A 13387-nucleotide genomic window follows, 5' to 3' on the forward strand; every position below is an offset into this window, starting at 1 on the left:
CAACTTTAAAAAAAACCGGAGGTTTTTTATATGCCCGATCACGTCTACAAGAAGATCCAGCTGGTGGGTTCATCCCAGACCAGCAGTGACGATGCCATCCGTAATGCCATTGCGCGCGCGGGAGAGACCATCGACAACATGAACTGGTTCGAGGTTGTGGAAACCCGCGGTCATATCGATAACGGCCAGGTGGCCCATTGGCAGGTCACCATCAATATCGGTTTTCGGCTCAATGATTGAACTCAATCTCCTGAGCACTCGGTAAAACCCTGATCAATATTGGGATTATTCCCCATACAAAGCAAACGAGTGTCCGCCTACATTAAATGTGACTGAATCATGACAGGGGCATGACAATGGACGCTCGCAGAAGCCCTAGAACGAAAACATCGCTTCAAGTGATGCTGGCATCGAAGGCCGGGGGTGTCGAGCAGGTAAGCATTGTCAGGGATCTCAGCGAAACGGGCTTCTATGCTACATCCCTGGCCACAGCCAAGGTAAATGATGGTTACCGGGTCTCCATCAAGAGACCGGGGCAGCATGAAAGTCAGGAGTTGTCGGCAAAAGTCATCCGAGTCGACAACCCGGGTTGTGGACTCGCCTTCGATCAGCTAACGCCTCACGAGAGTCAGTTCCTGACCGATTTGATCCATCCGAAATGGGATGGCAAGGATCTGCTGGAAGGTGTGATCATGCACGGCATACTTGAAGACACCGCCAGTTTTGCAGCCTGCATGCGACTGACATCACTATTGGACAGCAACTACAAGCACGGCAACCGTGCTGTATAGATATCGCCAGGAATGCGGCACACTCGGCTTGATATCTTAATTAAGAAACTCCAGGGATAGATCACCCAGGTCGATGCGGTCGCCGTCGTGCAGTTCCACGCCACCCGCTTTGATGGGCTCACCATTGATCATTGGCGGATTATCGCCGCCAACTTTGAGCAGAAAGAATCCCGATTGACGCTGATTTATCAGCACCAGATCACCACCGGGGTTGCCCACACTGAAAAAGGCCCTATCGACCACTTTCACCTTGCCCTTATTTTCACCGTCAAGGAAACGCACCCTGGGCCTATCCTTAACAGGCGTCTCAATATCCGGTTGTGTACTCGATTCCGCATCGGCCGGTTGAACTCCTGCAACCTCGGGTGATGATGGCTGAACAAGTTTGGGCGCTCGCGGACGCAATACCACTGTCCTATCGGGATCATCCATATCTTGGGGTGGCGCCTGGGTGATAAAGCGAAGATGGTATTTGCCGACCTCGATCAGGTCACCGTGTTTCAGGAAACGCTTTGTAACGGTGTTGCCATTGACCCGAGTGCCGTTGGTGCTCTGTTCATCCTCAATGGAATATCCACTGAAGACTTTTATTAGCGTGGCATGGTGGCGGCTGACTGAACGATCCTTAAGACAGACTTCGCAGCTCTCGTCACGTCCGATCAACATGCGTTTGCCGACAAGTGGAAACTCTTGCGGTGACTCATCATCACCCATAACAACGAGTTTTTCCATATAGCTCTCTACCCAGGTACCTTAAATTTAATTACTATCATTCGCCATGGCGCGAACCAGAATAACAGAGATGTTATCCACGCCCCCCATCCTGCAGGCAAATTCGACAAGCTCATCGGCCTGCTGCATAAGATCGAGATTAATATTTTCTAGGATACTTTGGATTTCATCATCCGTCACCATACCTGTGAGACCATCGGAGCAAAAGAGATAGAGATCACCATTATCGATCTCCGTCTCGCTCAGGTCGATATCCACTATCTCTTCTGAGCCTACTGCCCGTGACAATACGTTGGTTGGCACACCTGCCATGAGTGCCTGCTCAAAACTGGCGAAATCCCCAAGGTTGACCATCTCCTGGATGATTGTATGGTCCGTGGTCATCTGCTCAAACAGACCGTCCCGCAGGCGATAGAGCCTGGAATCCCCTACATGGGCGTATAGCAGGCTATGCTCGGTGAATAGCCCGACCACCAGGGTCGTTCCCATGCCCTGATACTCCGGCACCTGCTGCGAGAGCTCTTGTATTGCATGATTCACATCCTGGATGGCATTCAGCAGTCGCTCCCGCCCTGTTTCCGCATAACCGGCTTCACTGGAACCGGCCAACTGACTCGTCAGCATCTCGACCGACAGGCTGCTGGCGACCTCACCGGCGTTGGCGCCGCCCATACCGTCAGCGAGTATCATAAACCCGGCATCAGGATCACCACCGATGGCATCCTCATTATGCTCCCGTACCACCCCTTTATCGGTACGCATTGCCACATCAAATTTCAAGCTAACTCCTGAAGTGAACAGTACAGATCCTTAGATTAACTTACATTGCACATTGATTCCCGAAACGAACCGGGAAACAACAGCTTTCATTATCACTTCTGAGACTGATTCTTCTCCAACTCCTGTAAAATAGCACTCAGGCGTTGTGCGGGAATATAGCCGGGCAGCAAATCTCCGCTTTTCAGGAATATGGCCGGTGTTCCGTTCACCCCCAGGCTCTTACCGAGGGCCCAGTGCTGTTCGACCGGATTGTCGCACACTTTTTTAGCCAGCTTCTCACCCGCCTTGGAACGGGTCATGGCATCGTTACGATCGTCGGAACACAATACGGTTATCGCCTTATCGAAGGATTCACTGCCAATGCCGGCCCTGGGAAACATCAGGTAGCGCACACTGATACCCAGGTCATTATAGTCTTTTATTTCACTATGCAGCTTCTGGCAATAGCCACAATCTATATCGGTGAATATGGTGACGGTGTGCTTGGTCTTTTCCGGCGCGAAAACCACCATATTGGCTTCACCCACCGCCTCGATCGCTTCAGCTTTGGCATGGGAAACCTTCGGTGTGGTCAAATCCTCCCGGGTTTCGATATCGTACATGTTTCCACTCAAAAGATACCTGCCGTCAGCGGATACGTAATAGAGTTGCGGACCCACCATGACCTCATACAGGCCGTTGATCTTCGAGGGGGCGACACTGGAGATATTACCCCGCTTGAGTATTTTGTTGACCCCTTCGCGTACCTTCTGGATCTCAGCGTTTTGCTTGGTAGGCTCTCCCATGACGGGTCCGACAGTGAACAGGGTGGCTATCGGCAGTAACATTAAACCCCTGCGCAGGGCAGCTTGATATGTTCGTTTCATAGATGATTAGTCCCGAAAATTTTGAAATTGCAGAGGAAGACCGTAGTCGACATCCCGAATAAGCGCGATAGCCTGCTGCAGATCGTCCCGCTTTTTCCCTGTCACACGGATCTGCTCACCCTGGATCTGGGCCTGCACTTTCAGTTTGCCGCCCTTGATCTGTTTGACCATCTTTTTTGCCAAATCGCTCTCGATACCTTGTCTGACAACCACACGCTGTCTCGCATTATGCAGGCTTGTCTCGGCATCTTTAATATCCATCGCAGCGATATCAACCTTACGTTTGACCAGTTTCTGGCGCAGAATATCCATCATCTGATTGAGTTGGAACTCCTGCTCCGCACGTAATAGGATCTCGTTCTCATTCTGCTCGAAAGCGGCATCGACACCTTTGAAATCGAATCGTGTCCCGATCTCCCGGTTGGCCTGATCGACTGCATTTCTGACCTCCTGAAGATCCACTTCAGAGACGATATCGAACGATGGCATATAGGCTCCTGCTCACATAAACACTGGGATGGGACTTTACCATAACCTGGCCCCACTCACATGCGTTGCTATCTGTAACTTGACCACTCAACCCCGGGGATGGTGAGTGGCGTGCAGTTGTTTCAGCCGCTCCCGTGCCACATGGGTGTAGATTTGAGTGGTGGACAAGTCACTGTGTCCCAACAGCAGTTGTACTACGCGCAGATCAGCGCCGTGGTTCAACAGATGGGTGGCAAAGGCGTGCCGCAGGGTATGGGGCGAGATGGAATGAGTGATACCCGCGATTGCCGCATGCTTTTTGATCCGGTACCAGAAAGCCTGCCTGGTCATACCCTGGCCACGCCGGGTCGGAAACAGATGGGAACAGACCCTCTCGCCCAGGAGCTCAATCCGGGCACCGGAATAGAAGCGTTCAAGCCAGCCCTGAGCTTCATCACCCATCGGCACCAGCCGCTCCTTGCCGCCTTTCCCCAGGATACGCATCACCCCCTGGGACAGATTCACCTGCTCCGGTCGCAGATCAACCAATTCCGAAACCCGCAATCCCGCTGCATAGAGCACTTCCAGCATGGTTCGGTCCCGCATACCCTCCGCATCGTCTATATCAGGGGCATTCAGCAGCGCCTCAACCTCTCCTTCGGAGAGTGATTTCGGTAACGGTCTGCCGAGCTTGGGGGAATCGATACGAACACTGGGATCGGCACTCAACCAGCCTTCCCGCAAACTGAATTGATAGAACTGTCGAACACAGGAGAGCAGGCGCGCAGTGGAGCGTGGCTTCCTGCCCTGTTTTACCAAGTGCGCCAAATAGGATTGCAGGTCGGCCCGTTTGGCCTGGAGCAATCCATAACCCCTGTTGTTGTGCAACCAGTCAGCGACTTTGCCTAAATCGGACTGGTAGGCTGAAAGTGTGTTGCGGCTTAGCCCTCGCTCCATCCATAGGGCATCGGAAAACGATTCGATGAGCGCAGCATCCTCACTGCCCCCTTTCACAGGGCACCTTCATGTTTCAACAACCAGCGCTTGATTTCCAGCTTCTCACCACCCCGCTCACCGGCAAACCCTCCCAGGCCCGCCTTACCGACAACCCGGTGGCATGGCACAATCAATGGACAGGGATTGTCGCGACAGGCATTGCCCACGGCCCTGGCGCCACTGCCGATCTGTCGCGCCAGCTCTCCATAGGTCAGGGTTGAACCGGAGGGTATCTCCTGCAGCGCCTGCCAGACACGACACTGAAATGGCGTACCTTCGAGTAGGAGTCCCAGATCGAACGCTCTCTTTGGGTCGTCCAGATAGGCCTGAATGGCATCGATCACGGCATTCAGTCCGGATACATTATTACGGTACTCGTGCTGTGGTCGAGGCAGGTATTCGAGCGCTTTCAGTCTACCCTTTGAGAGGATGATGCCAACCGGTGCAAACGGGAAATTCACCACTGCCTGATAGGATTGGGTCGTTCCGCTCATGATGTTTGCTCCACGCATACGATAGACTGAATATTCAATAACCATAACTGCTGTGACGAAGTCTCGAGGCGTATGCTCAACTCTACCCTTGATTATGTCCACAGAACTTGTGGATAACTTTGTGAGTAAACTGAAGGTACCGAGCTGCAGCCCTTGATCCTGTTACCCTCTTTTTAAATTGTGTAATTTCTGTACAATTCATTAATTACATTATATTTCAATAGATTACTGATTATTTCGAACGTAACGTCACAGGAGTTCCCCTTAAGCTATCAATCTCTTATTCAGAGTGATCCGGATTGTGCATAAAAGCCATTGACAGTTGCCTGCATACATGATCTTAAGAAAGCCTGTCACTCGGATATGCCAGGTACCCGCACTTTGCAGAATCGCAGCACCTGAACACCATGCTACTTGCCTCACTTATAGTGATATTATCCCATAATGGTCCTTACCGAATCCCCATTCTGGATTACCACGCCACTTGAAGCGATGTCCCGCGAAATGTGGGAGTCTCTCTGCGATGGCTGCGGGAAATGCTGCCTGCAGAAACTGGAGGACGAGGAGACAAGGGAGATTTTCAACACCAATATCGTATGTGATCTGCTCGATCTCGAAAACTGCCGCTGCACTCACTATGCCCAGCGTTCTAAATTGGTGCCCAATTGCGTCACCCTGACACCGGAAGACCTGAATGACCCCTACTGGTTACCCCAGACGTGCGCCTACCGCCTGTTGGCGGAGGGAAAACAGCTTCCCGACTGGCATCCATTGATAACCGGAGATCCCGAGAGCGTGGAACATGCAGGCCACTCCATCCGCGGCAAAGTCATCAAGGAATCGGCAGCTGACGACTGGGAGCATCACCTGGTCGATTGGATATAGTGATTGCCGCAAATGAACGCAAATAACCTCCAAGTATGCGCAAATAGAATTTAGTTGATGTGGCCGATGATGACTGAGTTAAGAAGATACAATCCATCTATAAGTCCCTGTTTTCAATATTTGCGTCAACTTTGCGGTTGTTTGCGTTCATTTGCGGCTAACTGACTGTTCTTTAAGCAGATGTACTACCCCTTTAGAACCTGCAGATTAATCTAGGCATGTATTTATGAACACCATCGCCACTCTGACTGAATTCATTGAATCCGGCGGACTCTCCCTGGATTTTTCAGATATGGGTCGGCGGGTCAGTAGCCTTCCCAGGGAGCAATTCGTTGCATTCGAAAATGCTGAGATCCCCTACCCGTTACCGCTGCAACAACAGGCGTGGTTTGCCCTGACCCTGGCCGATCCGGCTCAGCGACAGATTGATCCCATGATCTGGTTTATCCGCTTTCCGCTGGATGAACAGGGTAAGCTGTCATTGTCCGCCAGGGATGACTTCATGCATCACCTGGTAGAGAGCTTGGGGAGCAAACCCGATACGGACGGCATGGAGACTGCGCTACAGGACAACCCGTATGCCTTTCAGCCCAAGCAGGAACGTCTGGCCATATTTCATGCACGCCTGACCCGCAATCTGAATAAACCGGTGTCACGCTTCTACGACCATGCCAAAGCCTATTTCGACGGTGATTTGGGGTGGGAACAGTGGTCATTCATCGGCTATCAGGGAATTGCCGATCTCGCCGCCCGTTTCGATCAGCAAGGCAATACCCAGCGTATCGCCAAATCGATTCCATCCCTGCCACCCTCCCCCCTGGAGGCGTTGTGCCACTGCCTCGAAAACGAGGTCATACCACAGACTATCGCTAACGCACTGGCTCAAAGGGGCCTGTCAAACCTACAACAGGATATGCCTAATCCACAGGTGCTCTCAGCTGTTGTGCGCGGTCTTTCTCAGAGCAGCAAGACAGCCATTCGTGATGATTACATTCACCGGCTGCTCGACCATTCCATCTCCCACCGCAGTGATCTGCTGGCGGCAATTGCAGGACGTGCCTGGGAGGCATTGGAAGACAGCGCGATGCGCCATCGTTTTCTTGAGCAGCTGGCGGACAATGAGGAGGGCCAGGGATTCTTCAATGGTATCTTAAGCGACCTGCTCTATTTGCCCGCTACCCGGCAGGCTATGCAGGCAAGCCTGCGCGATCCTCTCCGTACTGAGAGACTGAGTCAGGTGATCGGTACTTTTTTCAGTCAGATCAGAGGAGAGTAGAGAACGGCGGTGAATGCGATGGTCGTCCGGTTACCGCATCCTTGCGATAACCGGGATCAGTTCACTACATCATACCGATCATGGCATCGCCGAACGCTGAACAACTCAGCTCCTGAGGATTGTCCATCAACCTTGCAAAGTCGTAGGTAACGGTCTTTGCCGAAATCGTCTTGCCCAGGCTGTTGATGATCAAATCCGCTGCCTCGAACCAACCCATGTGGCGCAACATCATCTCGGCCGAGAGGATCAGCGAACCGGGATTGACCTTGTCCTGCCCGGCATATTTCGGCGCGGTGCCGTGGGTCGCCTCGAACATGGCCACGTCATCCGAGAGGTTGGCGCCCGGTGCGATACCGATACCGCCCACCTGGGCCGCCAGGGCATCGGAGATATAGTCACCATTCAGGTTCAAGGTGGCGATCACACTGTATTCCGCGGGCCGCAACAGGATCTGCTGCAGGAAAGCATCGGCGATCACATCCTTGACGATGATCTCCTCGCCGCTCTTGGGATTCTTGAAGCTGCACCAGGGACCGCCATCCAACTCAACCGCACCGAACTCATCCTTGGCTAACTCGTAGCCCCAGTTTTTGAAGGCGCCTTCGGTGAATTTCATGATATTGCCCTTGTGCACCAGGGTCACCGAGTCGCGATCGTTATCGATGGCGTATTGGATCGCCTTGCGCACCAGGCGCCTGGTGCCGTCGCTGGAGACGGGTTTTACCCCGATACCGGACGTGGCCGGAAAGCGGATTTTACTGACGCCCATGCTCTCCTGCAGAAAATCGATGACCTGCTTTGCCTCATCGCTGCCGGACTCCCACTCTATACCGGCATAGATGTCTTCCGAGTTCTCGCGAAAAATCACCATGTTGGTCTTTTCGGGCTCTTTCAGCGGGCTGGGAGTGCCATCGAAATAGCGTACCGGCCTCAGGCATACGTAGAGATCGAGCTGCTGGCGCAGTGCCACATTGAGGGATCGGATACCACCACCCACCGGTGTGGTCAAAGGACCCTTGATGGAGACGACAAAATCCTTCACCGCATCCAGGGTCTCCTGAGGCAACCAGGTATCGCTGTCGTAGACATGGGTCGCTTTCTCACCGGCATAGACCTCCATCCAGGCGATTTTCCTGTTACCGCCGTAGGCCTTCTCCACTGCGGCATCGATCACTTTTTTCATCACCGGAGTGATATCCACGCCTATGCCGTCACCCTCTATATAGGGAATGATGGGGTTGTCGGGTACATTCAGCACCCCATTCGGGCCAACGGTAATCTTTTCCCCAGCAGAAGGGATCTCAATCTTGTCATATGCCATGGATATTTCCTGTGTCTAGAAAAAACAGTCCAGTTATCGTAAAGCCGAAAACCAGGTCACTCGATTGTATGCTCAGGGCCGGTTAACACTGATCCGATCCGCCCTGGTAAAAGTTGCAATTGTAGCTGTGTTTCGGTGAATGTTTACAGACCTATCGCCTTTAACACAGATAATTCGGCTCAAGAAGTCATGATAATGCACGCTATAACGGGTTAATAAATACCTAATTCTGTAGAATATTTATGGTATTGACCATTCCGATTGAGTCCCCTCACATTGTTACAGGGAGGTTTGATGTCTGATTCCAACCGTAAAACAGCGGGTAAACTGCTCCGATCACTATTGGTGGAATGGGAAAAAGCCATAATCGGCAAACCGGACACCCTACGTCTGGTGATGATCAGCCTGCTATGCCGTGGACACCTGTTGCTGGAGGATCTGCCCGGACTGGGTAAAACCACCCTGGCCAAGGCCCTGGCAAAGAGTCTGGACCTGACCTTCAAGCGGATTCAATGCACCCCGGATCTGCTGCCGGCGGATATCACCGGTATCACTATTTTCGATCAGAAGGCGCAGGGATTCCGCTTCCTGCCCGGACCGGTGTTCACCAATATCCTGTTGGCGGATGAGATCAATCGCACCTCGCCACGCACACAATCCGCCCTGCTCGAGGCGATGGCGGAGAGGACGGTCACCGTGGACCGCAAGACCCGTAAACTGCCCGCCACTTTCATGGTCATCGCGACCCAGAATCCGATCGAATTCAGTGGCACTTTTCCCCTGCCTGAGGCACAACTGGATCGTTTTTTCATGCGCGTCTCCCTGGGCTATCCCAAACTGCAGGACGAGACCCGCATCATGCAGATGAACCGAGGCGAGGATCCTCTCGACCGGATCGAAGCAAAGATCGACGATGAGACACTGCAAAAACTGCAGCATGCAGTGACCAAGGTCCAGATCGATCAGAAGATCGTCGATTATATTGCTGCACTGATCCACGCCACCCGGAGACATAAAAAGATCCGTCTCGGCGTCAGTCCTCGCGGCTCCATTTCCCTGATGAAGGCGGCGCAGGCGAGTGCATTGCTGAATGATGAAAGCTTTGTCACACCACTGCGGGTTCAGGAACTGGTGGCGCCTGTACTGGCCCATCGCATGTTGTTGAGAAGCAATAACGATAATGATAGGAATCTCCTGCAAGAGATCATCGATGCCACACCGGTTCCCGCCATGCCGGAGATTAAGGGTGACAACCATACAACGGAGACTGTTCTCGAACTCGCGGAGTAATTGGGGATGAAGGAGCAGGCTCTGCTGTCCAACAGGCTGTCGCCTGAAATCACTGCCTGGCTGCAACGTTGGTTCAACCTGCATGTTGTAATCTGGCTGCTCTCCCTGGCCTGTTTTTTTGCCGCCTGGAACCGGGGACTGGCACTGCTGTACGGTCTCTCTTCACTCTGCTTGTCCCTGTTGCTGATCTCGCATTTGCTGCCCAGGCTGCAAATGCGTGGCGTCCAGGTAACGCGCGCCCTGATTGGTGAACTGACCGCGGGCAGCGAAGGCGAGTTGGCCTACCTGGTCACGACAAAGGGTCGACGTTATCACCTTCAGTTGAGCGACGACCTTCCTTTTAGTGAAACCGAACAGAACCTTTTCATTTCCCGCTGCGATACATCGATTCGCAAGCAGGCAACGATCTACTGCGAACGTCGCGGCAAGTTTCAACTGCGACAGCTCACACTCTCCTCCTCCTACCCATTCGGTGTGGTAAGACACAGTCGGCATCTGACAACCGATAGGCTTGATGTCCTGGTGCTGCCCCGGGTATACAACCTGCAGCGCATCCCTCTCCCTGTTATCGCGGATGCCAACAGCGACGGCGATCTGCGGATACCTCAACAGGGTGGCCAGGACGAGTTTGCGGCGGTGCGCGAATACACCCAGGGCGACACGCTTCGCCACATCCACTGGCGTGCCTCGGCCCGACAACAGCAACTGGTCGTCAAAGAGTATGAACGCAGTGACCGGCCGGTACTCCTGGTGACACTGGACAGCAGGCCGGTCTTTAATCAGGGTGAGGGTTCGAGATCCACCTTTGAATATGCGATATCGATCGCCGCATCGATGATTCGTTTTGCCAGCCGCGAGGGTATGCAGAGTATCCTGGTGTTTGAAAACGGCGACTGGCACGACTATGTCGTCCCGGCCTATAGCGCTGACCTCTACGATCTCTATGCCTTACTGGCAACCCTCGAAAGCAACGGCACCCAAAGCTGCAGCGATTTGATCGAGCAGGCCGTTATCAGGTTCCCTCAGGCCAACCTGATTGCCGGATTTCGTCTCCAGGATGACAACCTGCTACCGATGCTCACGCCCTATCTGACCCATATCGATATCGAGATGGATGCAGAGAGTTTTCTGTTTCCCATGCGGAACAGCCCAACCACCGATCACCATCGGGAGGGCAACCGCTTGATCTATCCTGTGAATGCCCTGTCCCCGTTACAGGAGCTTTTCCAGTGAAGCTCGAATCGGTCAAGGTCGTCTATTGGTACAGCCTGGTATCCGCAGTCGCAGCGGGAGCGGTCCTGTTTGCCTACCTGGGTGTAATGCCCGCACTTCTCGGTGCGATTATGACAGTCGCCGTCACCCATTTCATACTGGTGCTGGTGGGCCGTAGCGATGAGCAGTCCAATCCCTATCTGAAGATCTCGGAACAGATCGCCGCCATGGGCATTATTCTCTTCCTGCCCCTGATGATCGTCTATGGCCCCCTCCCGGCGCTTTTGGTCTTCATAGGATTCGCCCATCTTGCACTGCTGTTTCAGACCCATGACTATCGCCGACTCTATATGGGGCTGGCGGTGGGTTTCACTGCGCTGATCGCCGGTGCGGTCGAATCGAAATCGGGCCATTATCTACTTTTTTTTCTCGCCTATTCAGTGACCATCAGCATCACCCTGGGCTATGCCTATATTGAACCGCTGAGTCGCAACCGTTCCCAATGGAATCCGCTCGACCAGTTGCGCGCCGCTTTTCTGCTGATTGGCCTGGCCCTGATTATCTATCTGATCGTGCCCCGGTTTCCGGCGGGTAACCTGGGCGCCATTCCCGGATCCGACCACTTCTATGAAAATTCCGAGTGGGAACAGGAAGCGGAGCAGACAGATGGGAAAAGAGACGGTAATAATCCTGCTGACTCGATGCTCCAGGAATTGGCAGAGAGGTTTGGTACAGAGAGTTCACACAGAAATTCCGACCGTTCATCCGACAGTGATTCCTCATCGTCACCCTTCCGTTATCGCGGTTTCGACTACGAAATGGAGATCGATAATCCCGATGATCAGGGCGACCGCTTCAGCAATGACATCGTGGCGCATGTCCGGGCGGATCGCCCCCTCTACCTGCGTGCGCGTATCTTTGACCGTTTCGATGGCCTGCGCTGGTACAGTTCCGCACAGCGCTTAAGCAAACTTCAACTCTCCCGTGGGGAGATCGAATTACAACCTGCATCGGATAGGACGTCACAAAACGTGACTGAAAACTATGAGGTCTTTATCGAGCGGGACCTGGGTGACTATATCCCGGCGGCCGCAGTACCCGTCAAGGTCAACTTCCCCGCAACAGTCATCGCCCTGGATGCATTCGGTCAGCTCCACTCCCCAGGGGCGTTGCAGAGCGGTACGGCCTATTCCGTTACATCACTGCGTACGGTCCACAAAGGCCGCACTTTCGCCGAAACCGATTACGTTGAACTGCCCAATTTCAGGCAGTTGCCGGAGGACATCGATCCCCGCATTTCCCAGTTGGCCAACCAGGTCGCTGAACCATACGACAGCCAGTTTGCAAAGGCCATAGCCCTGGAACAGCATCTGCGTAAAAACTATGCCTACGACTTCGATTCGATATTCAAATCACAACAACACACCCCTTTAAGTCAGTTCCTGTTTGAAACCAAGAAAGGGCATTGCGAATACTTTGCCAGCGCCCTGGCCATCATGTTGCGCACCCAGGGCATACCCTCACGCCTGGTCACCGGCTTCTCCGCAACGAATCAAAACCCGATGACCGGTTATTACGACATCTATGCCTTGGATGGTCATGCCTGGGTGGAAGCCTATGTTGATAATGTGGGTTGGTTGGAATTGGAACCCACTGCCTACTACGACGGCCCTTCGGTTGAGAATGAAACCCTCTCCGCTGAACAGATCAACGACTATGTGGAGCGTCAGTTAAGGCTGCAGGAAGCGATGGGCGAGACCGATTACACCCTTGAAACGGTGCTGAGTGCAAGCTGGCAGGCAGCCTATCTTCTGGTTACCTGGGTGGGCGCTTACCTGAAACTCTTCTTTATCAATACCTGGCCCTTGCTTAGTGGGTTCGGTGCAATCCTGTTGTGCCTGTGGATAGCATGGCCATACATCCATCCCAGATGGCGGGCATTCCAAATCAAACACAGGCTCAGTGCGGTTCAGGCGGCCACACCTGATGAGGTTATCACCCATCACCTGCAGGCGATTGATGACCTGTTGCACAATGCCGGATATCGCAGGCCTGCGGGATTGACCATAGAGAAAATGCTCGACAGACTGGCCGCACTGGATATCCCTATGCACGCAAAAAATATCTCGCGCGAGTTCAATCATATCCACTATTCGGATAAGCCGGTCAAAGTGACTCTATCTCACTATCGCAGTATTTTTGAAACGCTTTACTCGCTTGGTCATACGGAACTGAAACAGCGTGTTCACAATTTACAATAACCACTACTTAAGAGT

Annotated in this window: 14 protein-coding genes; 7 read left to right on the forward strand and 7 right to left on the reverse strand. The window is 53.1% G+C overall.

Annotated features, from left to right (window positions below):
- Nucleotides 1-30: 30 nt before the first annotated feature.
- Complete coding sequence (locus AB8516_RS04810; RefSeq protein ID WP_369158593.1) at nt 31-240, forward strand: dodecin; 210 nt, start codon at nt 31-33, stop codon at nt 238-240.
- A 116-nt stretch (nt 241-356) separates the two neighbouring features.
- The gene (locus AB8516_RS04815; protein WP_369158594.1) at nt 357-791 is read left to right on the forward strand and encodes a PilZ domain-containing protein; all 435 of its coding nucleotides are present in this window, start codon (nt 357-359) and stop codon (nt 789-791) included.
- 36 nt (nt 792-827) lie between these two features.
- Here the strand turns inward: AB8516_RS04815 and AB8516_RS04820 are convergent, their stop codons facing one another.
- The 6 genes from AB8516_RS04820 to AB8516_RS04845 form a co-directional block, all read right to left on the reverse strand.
- A complete protein-coding gene (locus AB8516_RS04820; RefSeq protein ID WP_369158596.1) occupies nt 828-1523 on the reverse strand; it encodes an FHA domain-containing protein in 696 nt (231 codons plus the stop codon).
- Nucleotides 1524-1550: 27 nt separating this feature from the next.
- Nucleotides 1551-2303: a PP2C family serine/threonine-protein phosphatase gene (locus tag AB8516_RS04825; RefSeq protein WP_369158598.1), complete on the reverse strand. Its 753-nt coding sequence runs from the start codon at nt 2301-2303 to the stop codon at nt 1551-1553.
- A 92-nt stretch (nt 2304-2395) separates the two neighbouring features.
- The gene (locus tag AB8516_RS04830) at nt 2396-3169 is read right to left on the reverse strand and encodes a DsbC family protein (RefSeq protein ID WP_369158600.1); all 774 of its coding nucleotides are present in this window, start codon (nt 3167-3169) and stop codon (nt 2396-2398) included.
- Nucleotides 3170-3175: 6 nt separating this feature from the next.
- Nucleotides 3176-3658, reverse strand: a complete 483-nt coding sequence (locus tag AB8516_RS04835) for a YajQ family cyclic di-GMP-binding protein (RefSeq protein WP_369158602.1) — start codon at nt 3656-3658, stop codon at nt 3176-3178.
- Between the two features lie 87 nt (nt 3659-3745).
- Nucleotides 3746-4651, reverse strand: coding sequence for a site-specific tyrosine recombinase XerD (gene xerD, locus AB8516_RS04840; protein ID WP_369158604.1), 906 nt, complete (start codon nt 4649-4651; stop codon nt 3746-3748).
- On the reverse strand, nt 4648-5127 hold the full coding sequence (locus AB8516_RS04845) for a methylated-DNA--[protein]-cysteine S-methyltransferase (RefSeq protein ID WP_369158606.1): 480 nt from the start codon (nt 5125-5127) through the stop codon (nt 4648-4650). Before AB8516_RS04845 ends, xerD begins: the two co-directional genes overlap by 4 nt.
- A 444-nt stretch (nt 5128-5571) precedes the next feature.
- Here AB8516_RS04845 and AB8516_RS04850 point away from each other — a divergent pair, with 444 nt between their 5' ends.
- Both AB8516_RS04850 and AB8516_RS04855 read left to right on the forward strand, forming a co-directional pair.
- Complete coding sequence (locus AB8516_RS04850) at nt 5572-6012, forward strand: YcgN family cysteine cluster protein (RefSeq protein WP_369158608.1); 441 nt, start codon at nt 5572-5574, stop codon at nt 6010-6012.
- Nucleotides 6013-6238: 226 nt separating this feature from the next.
- Nucleotides 6239-7288, forward strand: a complete 1050-nt coding sequence (locus AB8516_RS04855; RefSeq protein ID WP_369158610.1) for a DUF3549 family protein — start codon at nt 6239-6241, stop codon at nt 7286-7288.
- Between the two features lie 64 nt (nt 7289-7352).
- Here AB8516_RS04855 and icd read toward each other — a convergent pair whose 3' ends face one another.
- Nucleotides 7353-8609, reverse strand: a complete 1257-nt coding sequence (gene icd, locus AB8516_RS04860) for an NADP-dependent isocitrate dehydrogenase (RefSeq protein ID WP_369158612.1) — start codon at nt 8607-8609, stop codon at nt 7353-7355.
- 294 nt (nt 8610-8903) lie between these two features.
- Between icd and AB8516_RS04865 the strand changes: the two genes are divergently transcribed.
- From AB8516_RS04865 to AB8516_RS04875, 3 genes are read left to right on the forward strand one after another with little or no spacing between them, the layout of a single operon-like run.
- Complete coding sequence (locus AB8516_RS04865) at nt 8904-9899, forward strand: AAA family ATPase (RefSeq protein ID WP_369158614.1); 996 nt, start codon at nt 8904-8906, stop codon at nt 9897-9899.
- A 6-nt stretch (nt 9900-9905) separates the two neighbouring features.
- Complete coding sequence (locus AB8516_RS04870) at nt 9906-11132, forward strand: DUF58 domain-containing protein (RefSeq protein WP_369158616.1); 1227 nt, start codon at nt 9906-9908, stop codon at nt 11130-11132.
- The gene (locus AB8516_RS04875) at nt 11129-13372 is read left to right on the forward strand and encodes a transglutaminaseTgpA domain-containing protein (RefSeq protein ID WP_369158618.1); all 2244 of its coding nucleotides are present in this window, start codon (nt 11129-11131) and stop codon (nt 13370-13372) included. Before AB8516_RS04870 ends, AB8516_RS04875 begins: the two co-directional genes overlap by 4 nt.
- Nucleotides 13373-13387 lie beyond the last annotated feature (15 nt).

The sequence above is a fragment of the Candidatus Thiodiazotropha sp. LNASS1 genome, from assembly GCF_964212655.1.
In the GTDB taxonomy this organism is placed as follows: domain Bacteria; phylum Pseudomonadota; class Gammaproteobacteria; order Chromatiales; family Chromatiaceae; genus Thiodiazotropha.